The 18,188-nt window shown below is 42.2% G+C and carries 14 protein-coding genes; 6 read left to right on the top strand and 8 right to left on the bottom strand.

Annotation, left to right across the window (positions count from 1 at the left end):
- The 4 genes from ACHUFW_RS03585 to pseB form a co-directional block, all read right to left on the bottom strand.
- Positions 1–519: a GNAT family N-acetyltransferase gene (locus ACHUFW_RS03585; RefSeq protein ID WP_394200657.1), complete on the bottom strand. Its 519-nt coding sequence runs from the start codon at positions 517–519 to the stop codon at positions 1–3.
- Positions 506–1,381: a glycosyltransferase gene (locus ACHUFW_RS03580; protein ID WP_394200655.1), complete on the bottom strand. Its 876-nt coding sequence runs from the start codon at positions 1,379–1,381 to the stop codon at positions 506–508. Before ACHUFW_RS03580 ends, ACHUFW_RS03585 begins: the two co-directional genes overlap by 14 nt.
- Positions 1,382–1,483: 102 nt before the next feature.
- A complete protein-coding gene (gene pseI, locus ACHUFW_RS03575) occupies positions 1,484–2,536 on the bottom strand; it encodes a pseudaminic acid synthase (protein WP_394201124.1) in 1,053 nt (350 codons plus the stop codon).
- A gap of 130 nt (positions 2,537–2,666) precedes the next feature.
- Complete coding sequence (gene pseB / locus ACHUFW_RS03570) at positions 2,667–3,659, bottom strand: UDP-N-acetylglucosamine 4,6-dehydratase (inverting) (RefSeq protein WP_394200654.1); 993 nt, start codon at positions 3,657–3,659, stop codon at positions 2,667–2,669.
- Positions 3,660–4,118: 459 nt separating this feature from the next.
- On the opposite strand from pseB, the gene ACHUFW_RS03565 reads away from it, so the two are divergent.
- The 3 genes from ACHUFW_RS03565 (at position 4,119) to ACHUFW_RS03555 (ending at position 7,788) form a co-directional block, all read left to right on the top strand.
- On the top strand, positions 4,119–6,599 hold the full coding sequence (locus tag ACHUFW_RS03565) for a motility associated factor glycosyltransferase family protein (RefSeq protein ID WP_394200652.1): 2,481 nt from the start codon (positions 4,119–4,121) through the stop codon (positions 6,597–6,599).
- Positions 6,600–6,719: 120 nt separating this feature from the next.
- Complete coding sequence (locus ACHUFW_RS03560; protein ID WP_394200650.1) at positions 6,720–7,199, top strand: DUF2947 domain-containing protein; 480 nt, start codon at positions 6,720–6,722, stop codon at positions 7,197–7,199.
- A 28-nt stretch (positions 7,200–7,227) separates the two neighbouring features.
- Positions 7,228–7,788, top strand: a complete 561-nt coding sequence (locus ACHUFW_RS03555; protein WP_394200648.1) for a chalcone isomerase family protein — start codon at positions 7,228–7,230, stop codon at positions 7,786–7,788.
- 465 nt (positions 7,789–8,253) lie between these two features.
- On the opposite strand, the gene ACHUFW_RS03550 is transcribed toward ACHUFW_RS03555, so the two are convergent.
- Positions 8,254–9,141, bottom strand: coding sequence for a DUF6268 family outer membrane beta-barrel protein (locus ACHUFW_RS03550; RefSeq protein ID WP_394200646.1), 888 nt, complete (start codon positions 9,139–9,141; stop codon positions 8,254–8,256).
- Positions 9,142–9,306: 165 nt separating this feature from the next.
- Positions 9,307–9,924: a TetR/AcrR family transcriptional regulator gene (locus ACHUFW_RS03545; RefSeq protein ID WP_394200644.1), complete on the bottom strand. Its 618-nt coding sequence runs from the start codon at positions 9,922–9,924 to the stop codon at positions 9,307–9,309.
- 139 nt (positions 9,925–10,063) lie between these two features.
- Here ACHUFW_RS03545 and ACHUFW_RS03540 point away from each other — a divergent pair, with 139 nt between their 5' ends.
- The 3 genes from ACHUFW_RS03540 to ACHUFW_RS03530 all read left to right on the top strand — a co-directional run bounded on the left by ACHUFW_RS03540 (position 10,064) and on the right by ACHUFW_RS03530 (position 16,461).
- A complete protein-coding gene (locus ACHUFW_RS03540; protein WP_394200642.1) occupies positions 10,064–11,182 on the top strand; it encodes an efflux RND transporter periplasmic adaptor subunit in 1,119 nt (372 codons plus the stop codon).
- The gene (locus ACHUFW_RS03535) at positions 11,179–14,250 is read left to right on the top strand and encodes an efflux RND transporter permease subunit (protein ID WP_394200640.1); all 3,072 of its coding nucleotides are present in this window, start codon (positions 11,179–11,181) and stop codon (positions 14,248–14,250) included. The genes ACHUFW_RS03540 and ACHUFW_RS03535 overlap by 4 nt, the downstream gene beginning before the upstream one ends.
- A gap of 207 nt (positions 14,251–14,457) precedes the next feature.
- Positions 14,458–16,461 (top strand): methyl-accepting chemotaxis protein, encoded by a 2,004-nt coding sequence (locus tag ACHUFW_RS03530; RefSeq protein ID WP_394200639.1) that lies wholly within the window; start codon positions 14,458–14,460, stop codon positions 16,459–16,461.
- Positions 16,462–16,911: 450 nt separating this feature from the next.
- Here the strand turns inward: ACHUFW_RS03530 and cydX are convergent, their stop codons facing one another.
- Positions 16,912–17,028 (bottom strand): cytochrome bd-I oxidase subunit CydX, encoded by a 117-nt coding sequence (gene cydX / locus ACHUFW_RS03525; RefSeq protein WP_394200638.1) that lies wholly within the window; start codon positions 17,026–17,028, stop codon positions 16,912–16,914.
- A 15-nt stretch (positions 17,029–17,043) separates the two neighbouring features.
- Positions 17,044–18,183 (bottom strand): cytochrome d ubiquinol oxidase subunit II, encoded by a 1,140-nt coding sequence (cydB, locus tag ACHUFW_RS03520; RefSeq protein ID WP_394200637.1) that lies wholly within the window; start codon positions 18,181–18,183, stop codon positions 17,044–17,046.
- Positions 18,184–18,188 lie beyond the last annotated feature (5 nt).

Here is an 18,188-nt window from a genome sequence, read left to right as displayed (position 1 = left end):
CTACCTAATAAATCCTGTAAGAATTTTTCTTTGTTGTTTATAGCTACTTGGTGTTAATCTCATATTTATATAATCTTGATATGAATCACTTTCCTGATATCCCAATTTAAAATTAAACCTTAAAGCTGCAGTATTAGTTTTTTTCACTTGGGCAAAAACCCCTTTGGCTTTTAATACGCTGAAAGCATAATCCAATTGTGCAATTGCTATAAAGAAGCTCAAAAAGCTCCCTCTGTACTTTTCATTTCCAACATAAAGACCAGATTCATACTCCCCTTCAGGCCTAGCTTTGAGGTTAATGTAGCCAATAGGGCTATTCCGATATTCTGCTACAAAATGGACATCTGCATTCTGCATCTTTATATTTTGAAACCATCGAGCTTGTTGCGACTCATCAATTAGAGTAGTGTCACACATATGATTCCTAATAGCGGGATCATTTCGCCATTGACGAAGTAACTCAAGATCGCCACTTTCAACTTCTCTTAAACTAATTCCAGCAGACTCAAAAGGCTTCATTTAATGCCTCCATCGCATCAAGCACTCGATTGACACCAACACAATCAACCGAGTTAACGCATACCTCATGCATTAACAATAAGTCTTTATTTACAAAGTGTGAAAGGTGAAAACCTAATTGACTCTCAAATCTTTCACCAGATAGCATAAAACTAGTACCGCACCCTAAATCAACCATTTTCTTAGCACCGCTAATTTGATTATCTGCAACTATTACATATATAGAAGGTACACCCATGGCGGCTAGTTCGAACATCGTTGAGCCTGCGGCAGTAATAGCAAATGAACAATTGGACATCAAATCAGCCATTTGACTATCACTGAGGTCGTAATGAACTTTCAGCCCCTTAGCAGCGTCAATATTACCTTCTAAATTCATCATTGCAGTCAAAACTAAGTCAATATTACAAAAACCATGCTGATTTAAAACAGAAATAGTTTTACTGCTCAGTGCTGCGATATCACTTCCACCATAAGTAACCAAAACCCTTTTACGACTTTCATAGGAAGAAGGTTGAACCTGAAACCCCGGCCGTAGCAGGACATACTTCAAACCAATCAACAGTTTGGCTTCTGGAAACAACTTAGAGTATTTAGCTCTCAAGCTCTCGCCTACAGGGCTTATAAGTAATTTACTAGTAAACTCATAGGGAAGGCCTAAATCGTCAATATGAGCAAGCCTTACACTTAATTTTTCAAATAATTTACATTGGGCTGTTGTAAATTGATAACCGTCAATTAAAAGCCAGCTGGGTTTATCTTCTTCAGCTAGTGGAATCAAATCTGTGTCAGTGATAACGCAGGCATGCATAACACCATCAGGGAATGTTATTGAAGGTAGCGAGGAGGTAAACACAGTCACTTGCCATCCACGACCTATCGCAACCTCCGCTAGAGACAGCATTCGAACTATGTGACCATAACCAACTGTATTGTTGCACTCGGTCCTTATCCATAAGTTCATTTATGCCAAATACTCCCAACTCAACGGTGTTCCTTTTTCAATATCAAATTTCGCTGTTCTTCCTAACACTTTTTCCAAATACTTTGGTTTCATACCTAATCCGGGTCTTACAACCTTAATATTATCGACAGTAAATAACTCACCCTGCTTAATATTGGCACTCACATAAATAGAACGCCTATACCTTTTGGAAGCAACTTCAGACTCTGTCCCACCATAGCAAATATTGCCAAGAGCGGATTTAGCAGTTCTACATTCACGAACTAATGCAGTAAATTCATCTGGTTCAAGTGAAAAACAAGCATCAACACCACCAGCTGAACGATCTAAAACAAAATGCTTTTCAATCACACTTGCACCCAAAGCAACACTAGCAATGCTTGCGCCAATTCCTAATGTATGATCGGACAACCCAACCTGAACACCAAAGCTTTGCCTCATATGTGGGATAGTGATTAAGTTTGTATTAGATGCAGATGCAGGGTACGTGCTAGTACATTTAAGTAAAATTATCTGATCGTTATCTTGAGCTAAAATGCATCTTACTGCTTCGTCAATTTCGGCTAATGTAGCCATTCCCGTAGATAAAATAACTGGCTTGCCTTTCTTCGCAATATACTCGATCAACGGTAAATCATTATTTTCGAATGAAGCAATTTTATAACAAGGTACATTAAGCTCTTCCAACATATCGACAGCAAGTTTGTCAAAAGGAGAACTAAATGCTACTAGTCCCAAGGAATTAGCATAGTTAAAAAGTTCCTTATGCCACTCATAAGGTGTCGCAGCTTCCCCATAAAGAGCAAATAAACTTTTCCCCTTCCAAAGGCTATCTTCTTCTTCGATGACAAAACCATCTTTTTCACAATCCAAAGTCATACTTTCAGGTGTGTAGGACTGCAACTTTATCGCGTCAACACCTGCTAAACTAGCTTGCTTAATCATTTCCTTTGCTAATTTAAAATCTTGATTATGATTCCCTGAAAGTTCTGCAATGATAAATGGGGGAGAACTAGGAGAAATAGTACGCCCTGCGATAGTGACATCTTTAATCAAAATATAGTACCCTTTAAGGTTTCCAATTGGACATTACCTATACTGGCTCATTGTATAGCTTTATACTGATTCAATATGAGCTATCTAATATAATTCACATTGAATTTATCTTTGTGCTCGAAACTTACTAATCACGGTCAAGAGACTTTATTTGTACTTCACTCAAAAAGTTCGGGTTATTACCTGAGTTATATTCGAAACCTTGATGAACCAACACACCTTTCTCTCCAAGTAAGTTTTCAGAATAATCATTCTCGATTCCAAAAAAGGCTATACTTGGCGTGATAACGAAATGATCTTTAAACTCTAGTGTGTGATGAGAATCATCTGCAGGACACATGATTTCATGAAGTTTCTCTCCCGGACGAATACCAATGATTTCATGCTTTAGATTAGGGCCATAAGCCCTGGCTAAATCTGAAATTCTGACAGACGGGATCTTAGGAACAAAAATTTCTCCTCCTTTCATTCTAGAAAAATTCTTTAGAACAAAGTCAACACCGTCTTGTAATGTGATCCAGAAGCGAGTCATATCGGGGTGAGTGATCGGTAACGAATCCGCCCCACTAGCTATGATAGATTTGAAAAACGGAACAACAGACCCTCTTGAACCAACAACGTTACCGTATCTTACCGCTGCAAAACGTGTCTCACCCTCCCCGACAATATTATTGCCAGCGACAAAAAGTTTATCGGAAGCTAGCTTGGTGGCACCATATAGATTTATCGGATTAGCAGCCTTATCCGTTGACAGCGCGATAACCTTTTTTACTTTATTTGCGATTGCTGCCTTGATGACATTTTCAGCTCCATGAATATTAGTTTTTATACACTCCATTGGATTGTACTCTGCTGCTGGAACTTGTTTTATTGCCGCCGCATGAATAACATAATCTACATCTTTAAAGGCTTGCATCATCCTGTCAGCATCTCTTACATCCCCTAAAAAGTAACGCATGCAAGGTGCATTATAAATCTGTTGCATTTCATACTGCTTTAGCTCATCACGTGACAAAATGATCAATCGTTTTGGCTTATATCGCTCTAAAATGGTTTTTGTGTACTTTTGTCCAAAAGAGCCGGTACCGCCCGTAATTAGAATAGATTGATTATCAAACATATTTCTCCCAAGTGCTCAAAGTCAGCTTTTACTGACGTCGAAAGTAGTCACTTCTCATTCACAGCAAGAATCATACCCTTTAACTTACAAACCTTAATAGTCTTTAGACAAAATTTAAAGCTATGATTACCAAAAACACTACAACTAGCTACTAACTTCAATTTTTCAGTTAATTAGTGAGCTAACAACTCTACACTCGCTCATTTCAAACAGTCAGATACAAATTGGTAAACAAGCCTTATACGTTTCAAAAATGAGTCCATAGATACTAAAAGTCATTATTTTGACGGTTGAATTTTGACGGCAATTAACTAGTTAGGTAGAGTTACTCTTGCAGTACAATGAAAAGTAGCAAACCAGATACTAGTCAATAGCTACAAGCATTCTATGCTGGCCCACTTTTTGCTTATCAAAAATGTAAAATACTTTGTGAAATAACCTTAGAGGCAAGAAGTCACGATGGAAGACGTTAAATCACCAATACAACATCACTTCTGCGTGAGTAGAAACAATGAATATTACTTACCTAGTATTAACCGTAATACATTTGAAAAAATTGATTCTAAAACACTTTATAAAGGAAAGTTTGGTTCGGAACTATTCAAAACAGATACCTTACACATAATCATAGGGTTGGATTCAGGGTTATTAGCAAATTACGTTTTGGATAATCAAATAGGAGCCGGCAGCAAGTATCTATTCATAGAGCTAGACCCAATTCTGGAACTCCTAACAGTAGAGATACCTAATGAAGTAAAAAACTCATTTCATGTATTGACACTTGACGAATTTATTCTGCATTTAGAAAGTGGTATCGATGACTTGTACTTAGTTAAGAATCAGGTAAGCATACACAACTCATTCGCGTCGCTAGCGCCGTACTTAGAAAGTTACACTCAGTTGAATACTGACGTATCTAAGTTGCTTGAACATCGAACTCTTGATCAAAAAAGTGGATTCAATCAGAAAATATTCTTTAAGCAACAATTAAAAAATTGCGCAGAGAACCAACAGCCAGCCTCAGTGTTACGTAACAAGTTCGATGGAAAAACCTGCATCATTGCAGGAGGCGGACCGTCGCTAGATAATGATATAGAATGGATGAAAAGCAATTATGATCAATTATTTATCATCGCTGTTTCTAGAGTAGCTGCAAAACTGTCCGATGAAGGGATTAAGGTTCATATAATTGTATCTGTCGACCCTCAAGAACATAGCTTTGAAGTAAGCCGCTCTATGATGCGGTTATATATGCAAAGTTTATTCGTCAATTCTTTTCATGTGAACCATCGCATACTGTCACAATGGCAAGGAAAGAGCCTTTATCTCGGACAAAACCTTCCTTGGGTTGAAGAGGATTTTGACAATATAGAAACTATTGGTCCAACTGTCACAAATTCAGCCGTTAGGTTAGCAATAGAACTTGGCTTTAAACAAATATTGCTAACGGGTGCGGATTTTTGCTACACAAGTTCAGGAATGACACATGCAGCTGGCAGCGTTGAGTCTAAATCTGGGCCAAATCTTAGCTTATTAGGCGAATGGGTTGAAACGAACTGCGGCGAGACAGCAGAAACAGTAGCCCAACTGTTATTCGCAGCGAAATCGCTTGAACAAGAAGTAGAAAACCATCCAAACGTTGATGTAATTAACCTTTCAAAAGACGCTATAAAAATTCCCGGAATTGCATACCGAAAGAAACATGACATAACAATAGTACCGGCAGAGTGTACCCCCAAAGATTTAATGTTAATGGTTAAAGAGCTACGTATCACTGCTCTAGATTTTTTAAAATCAAAAAAAATAACGCTTGGTCAGGCACTTAAAGACATTAAAAAAATTGAAGCTTTTGCCGACTCTGCATTGAAGACAAACAGAACTGCTAAGGATAACTTTAATAACCTAAGCAAACATCATAAATATGTAGAAAAAATAGAAAGGATAGAAAAAAAGATAAATTCAAAACACCGAGAAATGGCGCAAGTTATTAAATATTATGGATATTTCGAGTTCTCAAAATTCTTAACCACACGTGATGAAAGTAATTGGTCAATAGAACATATGAACCAAATGACGCACGATTACTATTACGCATTTAAAAAGTTAACAAAAGAATTAGCACCTTTAATTGAACAAGCTCAAGATAAAATATCCATTAGATTAGAGGAGCTTAATCCTAACCCCAACATTCTGAAGCTCACTAAACACTGGGAAAAAGACAATGAACCAGGAAGGGCAATTGTGTTTAGCCAAAATACTAGTACGCAAACGCTAGCATCACTAGGGAACGATGAACGGCAACAGCTGCGGCTTTTAGTTAATAAATATCAAGAGCAACTTACTTCTACAGAGCATTCTTATTTTTCAATTAAAAACAACCATAAGTCTTTGCATCGGACTCATATAAAAATCCTAGAACTATTTAAAAAACAAAATTCAACTGGTCTAAAGAACTTGGCAGAAAACCTGAAAGAACTTAGCTTAAAAGATAATTATGCAAAAAGAATGATGAAATTAGCAACATGTCATTATCATATGCTAAAGGAAAATTATGATATGGCGATTGATGAATTAATAAAACTTGATGATAATCTTAAAACAGAAACTGAATACAAGATTATCTTGAGTCTATCTCTAAGGACTCATAACCTTGAATTAAGCGAATTAACACTAGCTAACATTTCTAAACTAAATGATGAGTACGCCCCACAGTTTGCCCACATACTGCAACTCAGAGATAAACCCCAAGAGGCCCTAAACGTTTATTTAGACTATTTGGATAAATACCCCGAAGATATTCCGGTTACCTTAAAACTGGGGATATTTTTAGCCGAAGTCGGCCAAATAGACGGCGCCAAGTCTTGTTTCTTACAGGTGCTCGACATTGACCCAGACAACCACGCAGCACAAAACTATTTACAACAGATAGCAGCTCATTGAGCCAATTAAAGGTGAAAGTGGCAGCACTTTCACTTTTATCGCTACGGTGGCAAGTCTCGCAATCTGTAAGCGCCTGAGGTTATAATGCGCCAGTCAATCATTACTAACTTTTGAGGCGTTGTGGCACACACCTATATTCCCCTTGAACAATACAAGCGTAAATGGATTTTCAACCATAAAGACCTGCCTGTATCTGAACCAGACAAAACAGCAATAAAACCACTCGATCAAAAGTCTTCCATGGAAGTCTGGAATAAGTGGATCAGTAACCGTAGTAGTCGTACTGAGCAATTTACCAAAGGGGATTGGGCTGCAAAAGCGAGTGCATGGATCGAAACAGATCATTGGCAAAGTGCTTGGGATAGTGAAGATCCGGCTATGCCGGACATGCTAGCTTCTCACTTCGATTGGCCAGATGATACAGCCATCTACTTTTGCTATGAAAAATATCAAGTTATCGAAACAACTTGGGCTGTATTTTCACGCAACTGGAAGTGCTTCTTATTTTTTGATGATGGCCCGTTGCTGATTTCAGCTAAAAAGAAACAAGCCGCCCTGTTCCATCAATCTGGCCAGTATCAGATAGGCACCCGCGGTTAACTTTCCCCAATAAATAAAAAGAGGTTTTATGAAGTCCCTCTCTACAGCAGCATTATTGATAGCCGGTTTGTTAACTAGCCAAACCCATGCAGCCAATGTCGCAGGTATTGAACTTGCTGAAAAAATCCAACCAGAACATAGCGAGTTAGTGCTAAACGGTGCGGGTGTGCGCAGCAAGTTTTTCATCGACTTATACGTAGGTAGCTTATATGTATCTTCACCAAGCCAGCAACTTGATGAAATACTGTCGCAACCAGAAGTCGCCGTTAGGCTTAATATCACTTCAGGCATGATCACCAGTGATAAAATGCAAGATGCGATCAATGAAGGATTTGATGATGCCACTGATGGCAACACCGATGCGATAAAGCAACAAATCACCACTTTCATGGCACTATTTGCCGATGAAATTAAGCAAGGCGACCAATTTACTTTAGTGGCAACTAAGGATCTTGGCGTCACAGCTTATAAAAATGGCAAATTGCAGGACACAGTTAAAGGGGAAGCATTTCGCCAAGCGTTACTTAAGATCTGGTTAGGTGACCAACCAGCTCAAAAAAGCTTAAAGAAAGCGATGCTGAATCAATAATACCAATCGGCTTAAAGATGTGATCGCTCAGCGAGCGTTTAGCGCTTTTGAGACAAGGTCATTAAATGCTCCTCGGTAACTGCTCCTGCGTTACTCTACCTCCTATATCCCTATAGTCGTGCATTAATGACATTCACCACATCTGACCTCCAGGGATGGAGGAAATGTCTTATGACTGTCTGGAACAGTCAAGACCATGTGGCTTGCAACGAATGAAGGGCATAGTGACTCTACGTTCAAGTTCGTTTACACAGTATCAGAAGCGCTAAAATTCGCCCTTCGAGAGCTTTTTTGGCTGCCTACTTCTTCGTTGAGTAACTTCTCAATAGAACCACTATTACTTAAGCTATTCGTCTCGAACTCGTTTGCCAAAAATAGCTCTGAGTAGACCACTTTCTTATGCCGATTGGTAAAACAAAAAAGCCCCAGTATTAAAACTGGGGCTTTTTATTTGGCTTGACCATATTAAAACTTATATTCAAGCGCTAATGCTAACGCCGCTTGATTGTCTATCTCTTCAACGGTTTCAGGGCTATTTAGCTCCATTTCACTATTAAAGTAATAACCAGCATAACCGTTTAACATTAAAGAATCTGTCACTGACCAACCCGCACGCAAGAAACTCACCCATTCATCAATTTCAATGGTTTGCTCATCATCTGCCACCAAAAAGCGTTGCGTGCGCTTAGAAGCACCAAACCCCATATCTAAGCTGTCGCTAAACTGGTAACTCAATTCCAAACCAGCCGGGCCACTAAAGCCGGCACTAAATGGGTTACTCAATTTTAACTTATCACTGATTTGCCAGTTCACCGCCAAATACGGCACCGTTCTCACTTCAGAGATATCGTTAAGATAAGCCACACCCAAGCCGAGCATATTGCCATTACCAAAACGGTACATACCTGACCCGACAATACCATAACTTTGAGCATTGGATGATGATGCACCATCAGCGTAAGCATATTGCAATTTAGGCGCTAACATGAACATCCACTGCTCATTGGGTCTATACACCAGTGACACACCTGCACCGTAACGGTCTACGTCGCCCCAAGGCTGAATGTTATTGGCAAACAACATCTGATTATCTTGAGCCCAATCAAAATTGAGTTTGTCATAATTAACACTAATCCCAATGGACCACTGGCGATTAATGGGTATCGCCGTTTTAGCTCCCAGCAACCAAGTATCACGTTGAATGCTCTGCCCCTGATCGCTCACATCTGCTTCAAAGGTCGATATTCTCGACACCGACACGCTAAAAGGAGAATAGGGCTTGCCCGCAGCCAAAGTTGGAGCTGACATCAAAGAAGTGACAACAACAGCAGTACTAATTTTCGCAAAATTCATGCTAACTCCATTAGCGTTAATTAAAGTTGATGGTTTGCCTTAGCGCTTTGCCATCAACAACATTCTTTTATGAAATCATCTACGAAACGGCACTGAATGTCGATCACCTTTATGTGACAATTTGATAAAGATTATTCACTTAGGTTACAGTTTGTGCTGTTTTACTTATATACGGTAGGCACGCAAGAACATATTGACGGTTTGTTTAACATACTCAATACGTTCATCTTCAAGATCAGAAGCATCTAGGCCTAGCTCTAATTTTAAACGCATTTCACCGTAAAGCATCAAACATAACCTCACTGCGGCGTGACGGTAGTGATCAAACTGAAAACTTCCCCCTTGTTCTAGCCGCTCTAAATAGTTAGCGAGCAAGCCTAATAAGTTTTCAGGTCCTGCATCATAAAACAGCTCTGAAACCTCTGGGTGAGTTTCATGTTGAGCGACACAGGCTCTAAACACCGTTATCGCCTCAGGACTAACAATCATTTGATTAAAATGAATGCCAAACTCCACTAACGCTTGTACAGGGTTTTCCACATCAACAAACGCGCCTTCGGTCATATTGTGGACCACGCATTTAGACGTTATCGATGCGATAAACAGATCGTCTTTGCTACCAAAATGTGAATAAACAGTTTGTTTTGATACCCCAGCATGTTTAGCAACTTCATCCATGCTGGTATTAGGAAATCCTTGAGCGCAAAACAACTCTATTGCAGATTCAAGCACTTGCGCTCGCTTCTTCTCACTACGACTTAACGGTTGGCTATTTGTCGTCATCGCCTTTCTACTCATTATTATTTATTTTTCGTAACAACTTTACAAAAACTAGACTAGACAGTCCAGTTTTAATAATCTAGACTCGCTAGTCTAGTTTAGCTGCAATATCGATTTTTGTTAACTAATGGAAGAGTGACCTATGACTATTTTAGCTGCGAGTCAATTAACCAAACTAAGTGTGGCACTCACTTTGCTCACCGTAGTCAGTGCTTGTCAGCAGGCGCCAACTGACGATATCGCTATAATTAACTATCAGTCGGTAGCCAGCCAAGCATTGCATCAAGTCGACCACTATCAAATTACCCAAACTTTTACTGGAACTATCCGTGCAGGTAATACCACCGGAGTCGGCTTTGAGCTTTCAGGGAAAATCCAACAGCTCGCAGTCGACAGCGGTGATAAAGTCGCTAAAGGCCAGCTATTAGCAGAGCTGGACACCGTATTACTGGAAGCTGAAAAACAGGAATTGAACGCCAGCATCAACCAAAACCACGCTGATTTAGCGCTGGCACAAAGTACGCTGGATCGTAGCTTAGCCCTAAGAGAGCAAGGGTACACATCAGAGCAAACCTTGGATGAACTTAAAGGCCAACTCAACAGCCTTAAAGCCGCAAAAAGTCGCTTAACTGCCTCGCTAAAGGCCAATCAGCTTCGCATTGAAAAATCCACCTTAACAGCCCCTTTTTCAGGCACCATTTCAAAAAGAAACAACAATTTGGGCGAAGTCGTTACTGCGGGAACGCCGCTATTTACCTTAGTGCAAGATAACAACCCACAAGCAAATGTTGGTGTCACCGTCAATATTGCTCAAACGCTCAATAGTGGCGATAACTTGCCGTTAGTTGTTGGCTCTAGGCAGTATATGGCGACGATTGCCGGGATTGGCGCCGAAGTGAACCCTGTCACACGTACCGTTGATTTAAGGTTACGCCTACCAACGGATGCTAAGGTGATTAATGGTGAATTGGCTTACCTTAAATACAATAAATCGATGCAGCAAACGGGCTTTTGGGTGCCGGTAGCGGCACTAACAGATGGGCTAAGAGGCCTGTGGAACCTTTATGTCCTTACCCCAAGTGATGACAACAAGTTTATTGTAGAGCGCCGCGATGTGGAAATATTGTACACCCGCGATGAACAAGCTTTCATCGTCGGCGCCATTAAAAACGATGAACACTTCGTTAGCCAAGGGCTTCACAAGCTGGTTGTTGGACAAAAAGTTAATGTCACAACCGATATGGCGGCGAGGTCACTATGATTAAGTCATTAGTCGAAAACGGCCGCCTAGCAAGCCTAGCTATTGCTCTGTTAATTGTGGCTGGATTAGGTGCGATTAGCAGCTTGCCGCGCATGGAAGATCCGGAGATCACCAATCGGTTTGCTTCGGTTATTACCCAATACCCCGGCGCATCGGCTGAACGTGTCGAAGCCTTAGTCACTGAAGTACTTGAAAACCAGCTAAGAAGGTTAGAAGAGTTAAAGTTAGTTCAATCAACGTCTCGCCCCGGTATCTCAGTGATCACACTCGAGCTCAAAGACAGCATAACAGATACAGATTCTGTTTGGTCCAGGGCACGAGATCTTGTCAGTGATGGCCGCGCGCAGCTGCCAGTCGAGGCAAGAAACAGTATCTTAGACGACCAATTAGGCTATGCCAACACCGCCATATTAGGCTTGGTTTGGAAAGGTGGCGGCGAAGTAAGAACCGATATTCTCAATCGCTACGCCAAAGAGTTACAAAGCCGACTTCGTTTGGTTTCAGGGACAGATTTTGTCAAACTTTACGGGGCACCAGAAGAAGAAATCTTGGTACAACTCGATGGTCAACGTGTGAATCAAATTGGCCTATCTCCAGAAGCCGTCGCAGGCATTCTTGCCAATGCTGATTCAAAAGTCTCTGCAGGAGAAATTAGTAATAACCATTTTCGTGCTTTGGTTGAAGTGTCAGGTGAACTCGACTCTGTGACCCGAGTAAGCCAAGTGCCTTTAAAAGTCGATAACAGTGGACAAATCGTTAGATTAGCTGATGTTGCCACCATTAGTCGCCAACCCAAAACTCCACTCAATAGTATTGCGCTTATCGAGCGAGATCCCGGTGTTATGGTTTCAGCGCGTATGCTCAGTAATACTCGCATAGATAAGTGGTTACTGAGAGTCGATGCCGTGGTGAATGAGCTACAAGCCAGTTTCCCTGCCAATATCGAAATACAGTGGTTATTTGACCAAGAAAGCTACACCACAGTTCGGCTCACCGATCTCGTTGGCAGCCTATTAATGGGTTTCATTATTATTTTGCTAGTGCTCATGCTAACCCTGGGACTACGTAATGCGGTCATAGTCTCGATATCCTTGCCGTTAACCGCGCTATTTACCCTCGCCTGCATGAAATATGTCAACCTGCCAATTCATCAAATGTCCGTCACAGGCTTAGTGGTTGCCTTAGGGATTATGGTGGATAATGCCATTATCATTGTCGATGCCATTGCCCAGCGACGTACGCAAGGATTAAGTAAATTACAAGCAGTTGCCGATACATTAAAGCACTTTTGGCTACCGCTGGCTGGCTCAACCATCACCACCATGTTAGCTTTTTCGCCCATCGTGTTGATGCCAGGTGCAGCAGGAGAGTTCGTTGGCGGCATCGCGATTTCTGTCATGTTTGCCCTGCTCGGCTCCTACCTGATTTCTCATACCCTTATCGCAGGTCTAGCTGGGCGATTTGGTTCCAATGGTAAAGGCCAGCACTGGTATCAAAAAGGGATCGATCTACCAATAGTTAGCAACGCATTTCGACAGTCATTAACCTTTGCACTTAACCGCCCGCTGCTATCAGGTTTAGTCATTGGCATTTTACCTATCAGTGGCTTTATTGCCTCTGGACAAATGACAGAGCAGTTTTTTCCGCCTAGCGATCGTGACATGTTCCAAGTCGAGGTACACCTACCTCCATACTCCAGCATTGAAAACACACGACAACTTATCCTAGATATCGATGACCAGATTCGGCAACAGCCAGGCGTGGAACGTGCTGATTGGGTTGTGGGCGGCAACGCCCCCTCGTTCTATTACAACCTACTGCAACGTCAGCAAGGCGCTGCCAACTATGCTCAAGGAATGATTAAAGTCACCGATTTTAACCGCGCTAATGCACTTATTCCGGAGTTGCAAACTCAGTTAGATAACGACTACCCTGGCGCACAAATATTAGTCAGAAAACTTGAACAAGGGCCGCCATTTAATGCTCCCGTTGAGTTGCGCGTGTTTGGTCCAAACCTCGAGCAACTGCGAGTTATTGGCGATGAAGTGCGCCGCATCTTATCGCAGACACACGATGTAGTTCATACCCGCTCAACTCTCAGTGCTGGTGCGCCAAAAGTGTGGTTTCAAGTCAATGAAGACGCCAGTTTAATGAGTGGCTTATCGCTCACCGACATCGCCAAACAAATTCAGATGGCGACTACGGGTCTAAATGGCGGCAGTATTTTAGAACAGACGGAGTCTTTGCCAATTCGAGTTAGAACCGACGATATGACCCGCCAACAACAAACTCGACTCAATGATATTAACCTACTCAGTGCCAACGGCAATGGCATACCGCTAGCGGCATTGGCGAGCAATCATATTGAAGTGAGTCGAGGTGCGATTCCTCGTCGAGACGGACAACGGGTTAATACTGTTGAAGCATACATTACCGCCGGAGTGCTACCACAAACCGTGCTTGATGATGTTCAAGATAAGCTCAATAGCCTCACACTACCGCCTGGATATCACATCGAAGTCGGTGGCGAAAGCGCAAAACGTGACGAAGCCGTTGGCAACTTACTGTCTAATATCGTGCTGGTCATGACACTGTTGCTAGCCACCATCGTACTGTCTTTCAACTCATTTAGATTAACCGCGATCATTCTCGCCAGTGCGTTCCAATCTACAGGCCTTGGTCTACTCGCGGTTTACCTATTTGGTTACCCTTTTGGCTTTACCGTCATTATTGGCTTACTGGGATTAATGGGCTTAGCCATTAATGCCGCAATTGTGATTTTAGCTGAGCTTGAAGATCAACCAAACCCTCGACAAAGTAGTGTTGAGACGATTGTTGATGTAGTCAGTAGTTGTGGTCGCCATATTGGCTCAACCACGATAACAACCATTGGTGGATTTTTACCGCTGATCATTGCTGGCGGCGGGTTTTGGCCACCTTTTGCAATTGCCATTGCTGGCGGTACCTTATTAACCACCCTACTTTCTTTGGTATGGGTACCAACCATGTACAAGCTCATCATGAAGCCTCGCTGCCAACAGAACCTGCAGCAAGCAAATATCGCCTAATCAACCCTTTGGTGTCTTGGCAGCATAATCACTGTCAAGACACCACTTTTTCTGCGCAAAAATACTGTTTGATCATCAGCAAAAGCGCAACACGAACTAAATAGTCTGTGTTTTTTGTCGCCTTACCTTAGACCTAAATCAATTAATTCAATCACATTTTGATATACATTGAGCTGACAATAAAAACGAGTGATGGAAGAACCGCAGATGAACTACAAAAATTGGCCAATTGCCAAGCAAATTGGTGTGCTCTCACTGTTATTGACGATTTTAGTGTTTAGCGTCTTAGGCAGTATCTCTTACTATACTGCTGCTAAGGTGCTAGAAGAAAAAGGCATTTCAGCCATGCAAGATCAGATGCAAAGCACTGCCGATCTGATTGAGCTGCAATACAGTAGCTTACTTGCCATCGCTCGACGCAACGCCGATGTGCTACGTGCCATGTATCCTGGCCAGTTTAGATTACCTGATAAAACCGTCAAAGTTCTCGGAAAACCCACCCCTGCATTAGCGCACGAACGTGAGCAAATAAACGCATCTAAAAGTAAAGTTGACCGCTACTCTAACCTCACAGGCGGCAATGCCACAGTGTTTGTACGCGATGGCGATGATTTTATCCGTATTTCAACATCGCTGAAAAAAGCCGATGGCAAACGCGCTTTAGGGACTTACTTAGGCAAACAGCACCCTGGCTACAACGCGTTAATTCGCGGTGATGTTTATGAAGGCTACGCCCACCTATTTGGTAAAGATTACATGACCGTATACCGCCCAATCACTGGGCCACAGGGTAATGTCATCGGTATTTTATACATAGGTTTTGATATCACCGAATCCTTGGTCGAACTGCGTCAATCAATGAACTCCCTAAAACTGGAAGAATCCGGTTTGTTCATGTTAGTTCGCGCGATCGATCAAAGCATCGTTTCCCATCCTCAATTCGAATTTGGCACTAAAGTAACTGCCAATGTGTTAAATGGATTGACTGAAAGCCAAGCAAATACCGATCAAGGCTCGTGGGAATACACCAATAATAATGGTGAGCAAATGTATGCCTATAGTTTGAAAATCCCTGGCTGGAACTGGGTATTGATTGGGCAAACAAAAGTCGCAGAATTAAAAGAAGAGAGCCTCAAACTACTCAGTATCAACGCCGGTGTCGCTGTATTTGGCATCATCATTATTACCTTGATGCTGTCATTTGTTTTGCTTAAAGCCCTGCAACCATTAAGAGTGCTACAAAAGCAACTCGATAAGCTAGGACGTGGTGACTTATCACAGCAATTTGCCACACCTGATAGCAACAGCCAAAATGAAGTTGATAAAATTACCATCAGCACATCACAAATGGCTGAAGGATTGCGTCAGCTCATTACGGCCCTGCGCCAGTCAGTAACAACCCTTGAAGACCGCGCCAGTGAAGCCCAAGAAATCGCTAAGCTTAACGGTGAAGAAGCGCAATCTCTTATGGCACAAACCGACCAAATCGCTACCGCGATTGAGGAGATGTCAACATCGATACGCGATGTCGCCACCCATGCCAGTGAAGGCGCCAATAAGAGCCAACAGGTCGACACCGCATCGCGCGAAGGCCATGCGCAGCTTGCATTGGTTGTAGAAGGTCTGGCTAAGCTTAGCCAGCAGCTTAATGATAGCCACACAAGCGTGGAAAATGTCAGCAAAGAAAGTGAAGCTATCAGCCAAGTCACAGAAGTGATTAACTCCATCGCTGAGCAAACTAACCTACTTGCTCTGAATGCGGCAATTGAAGCCGCTCGTGCTGGCGAGCAGGGTCGCGGTTTTGCGGTTGTTGCCGATGAGGTAAGAACCTTAGCACAACGGACGCAAACCTCTATTTCTGAAATTGGCCAAACTATCACCCAACTGCAATCTCAAATTAAAGTGACTGCTGACCAAATGGGACAAAGCCACCAGTTAGGTAATGAATCTGCTACCCAAGGGGAAGAAGCCAGTGAGCAGCTTGACCACATTACCCATAGTATTGGAGAGCTCGCAATCTCATCGAGCAGCATTGCCAGTGCCACCGAGCAGCAAAGCGCCGTTGCCGATGAAATTACTCGTAATCTGCATCAAATCACCGAACTTGCCCGTGATGGCGAACAACGTGCAGGCTCAACGGTTGATGCGGCGCTAGAGCTGGCCAACCTCGCCAAAGAATTAAAAGAGAAAATTAGCGTCTTTAAAGCATAAATAGACCAGATCACGCCGTTATCAAAAAGGCCTGAGTTAACACTCAGGCCTTTTTTCATTGTCTTTATTTAACCATAAGCTAACCGCGAGTTTACGCTGTCAACAACTCACCAGAACCAACTGCAATCACCAAAGCTCATTGAAAGCATGAGGGTGTCAAACAGTATCGTTCAGGCGTTAAACCCAAGCTGGCAACCATTTTAACAACTCACTGCTTCAGCGGTATTGGTACGCTTGATTGAAACTAGGGTTAATACCAATCGGCATAAGAAAGTGATCTACTCAGAGCTGTTTTTGGCAAACTAGTTCGAGGCGAATCACTTAAGTAATAGTGGCTCTAATGGGTAGTTATTCAACGAAGAAGTAGGCAGCCGAAAAAGCGCCCAAAGGGCAAATTTTAGGAATAAAAAAGCCCCAGCTATTAGCTAGGGCTTTTAGGACTAGGCCGGTTTACTTTTCAGCGTCGGCGTCACGATCCATGTTTTCAGTATTTTCTAGCCATAGGGCATTAATAATACCGAATGAGCACGCCAGCAAAATACCTAATATCCAAGCAAAATACCACATAGTAAGGGCTCCTTATTAGTACAGTGACGTCTTGTTGTTTTCAATGTAGTTACGAGTCAGACGACCAAACATCTTCAAGTAAGTCCAAATTGTATAGCTCAATACAATCGGTACAAAGATGATAGCAGCCCAAGTCATTACAGTAAGTGTCATATGACTTGCTGTCGCATCCCACATTGTTAAGCTCACATTTGGCTCTAGCGAAGATGGCATAACAAATGGGAACATTGCTGCACCACAAGTTAGAATCACACCTGCTACTGCCAGTGAACTAAAGAAGAAAGCAAAACCGCTACGATTAAACTGGCTGCTCGCTAAAACTAATAACGGCATTGCAAGTCCAATCACTGGGAATAGCATAGTGATTGGGTACTTGTCATAGTTAGCAAGCCAAGCACCTGATTCAACAGCAACGGTCTTAAGCGCTGGGTTAGACGCACCTGCAGTATCAATGGCTGAAGTGATTACATAACCATCAATACCATTAGCTAGCCATACACCAGCTGCTGCAAATAGTGCAAACAACAAGCCCGCAGCAACTTTAGTCGCCATTGCAGCACGCTCACGTAGCTCACCTTCAGTCTTCATTTGCAACCATGCGCCGCCTTGCATGATGAACATAGATACGCTAACCAAACCAGCTAATAGGCCAAATGGATTAAGCAGACCAAGTAGACCACCATGGTAATAAGCACGTAGGTACTCATCGAAGTTAAATGGTACGCCTTGTAGCAAGTTACCAAATGCCACACCAATAATAAGTGGAGGAACGAAACCACCGACAAATAGTGCCCAGTCCCACGCCTTACGCCATCTTGGATCTTCGATTTTTGAACGGTAGTCAAAACCAACAGGACGCAAGAACAACGCAAATAACACCAGCATCATTGCAACATAAAAACCTGAGAATGATACTGCGTATACCATTGGCCATGCTGCGAATAACGCACCACCAGCGGTGATTAACCAAACTTGGTTACCATCCCAGTGTGGGGCAATAGAGTTAATCATGATACGACGCTCAGTATCGTCCTTACCGATAATCGGTAACAACGCACCTACACCCATATCAAAGCCATCTGTAACGGCAAAGCCGATAAAGAGCACGCCAATTAGCGCCCACCAGATAAATCTTAATACTTCATAATCAAACATAATCA

The organism is Shewanella waksmanii (genome assembly GCF_043643685.1).
GTDB lineage: Bacteria > Pseudomonadota > Gammaproteobacteria > Enterobacterales > Shewanellaceae > Shewanella > Shewanella waksmanii_A.
Note: the sequence above shows the minus strand (reverse complement) of the source record. Positions and strands in the feature narration are given on the sequence as shown.

Excerpts from the sequence above, each read along its gene's own strand:
- cydX (WP_394200638.1), bottom strand. The coding sequence starts at position 17,028 with ATGTGGTATTTTGCTTGGATATTAGGTATTTTGCTGGCGTGCTCATTC.
- ACHUFW_RS03550 (WP_394200646.1), bottom strand. The coding sequence starts at position 9,141 with ATGAATTTTGCGAAAATTAGTACTGCTGTTGTTGTCACTTCTTTGATG.
- ACHUFW_RS03545 (WP_394200644.1), bottom strand. The coding sequence starts at position 9,924 with ATGACGACAAATAGCCAACCGTTAAGTCGTAGTGAGAAGAAGCGAGCG.
- ACHUFW_RS03555 (WP_394200648.1), top strand. The coding sequence starts at position 7,228 with ATGAAGTCCCTCTCTACAGCAGCATTATTGATAGCCGGTTTGTTAACT.
- ACHUFW_RS03530 (WP_394200639.1), top strand. The coding sequence starts at position 14,458 with ATGAACTACAAAAATTGGCCAATTGCCAAGCAAATTGGTGTGCTCTCA.
- ACHUFW_RS03565 (WP_394200652.1), top strand. The coding sequence starts at position 4,119 with ATGGAAGACGTTAAATCACCAATACAACATCACTTCTGCGTGAGTAGA.
- pseB (WP_394200654.1), bottom strand. The coding sequence starts at position 3,659 with ATGTTTGATAATCAATCTATTCTAATTACGGGCGGTACCGGCTCTTTT.
- ACHUFW_RS03585 (WP_394200657.1), bottom strand. The coding sequence starts at position 519 with ATGAAGCCTTTTGAGTCTGCTGGAATTAGTTTAAGAGAAGTTGAAAGT.
- ACHUFW_RS03540 (WP_394200642.1), top strand. The coding sequence starts at position 10,064 with ATGACTATTTTAGCTGCGAGTCAATTAACCAAACTAAGTGTGGCACTC.
- cydB (WP_394200637.1), bottom strand. The coding sequence starts at position 18,183 with ATGTTTGATTATGAAGTATTAAGATTTATCTGGTGGGCGCTAATTGGC.
- ACHUFW_RS03535 (WP_394200640.1), top strand. The coding sequence starts at position 11,179 with ATGATTAAGTCATTAGTCGAAAACGGCCGCCTAGCAAGCCTAGCTATT.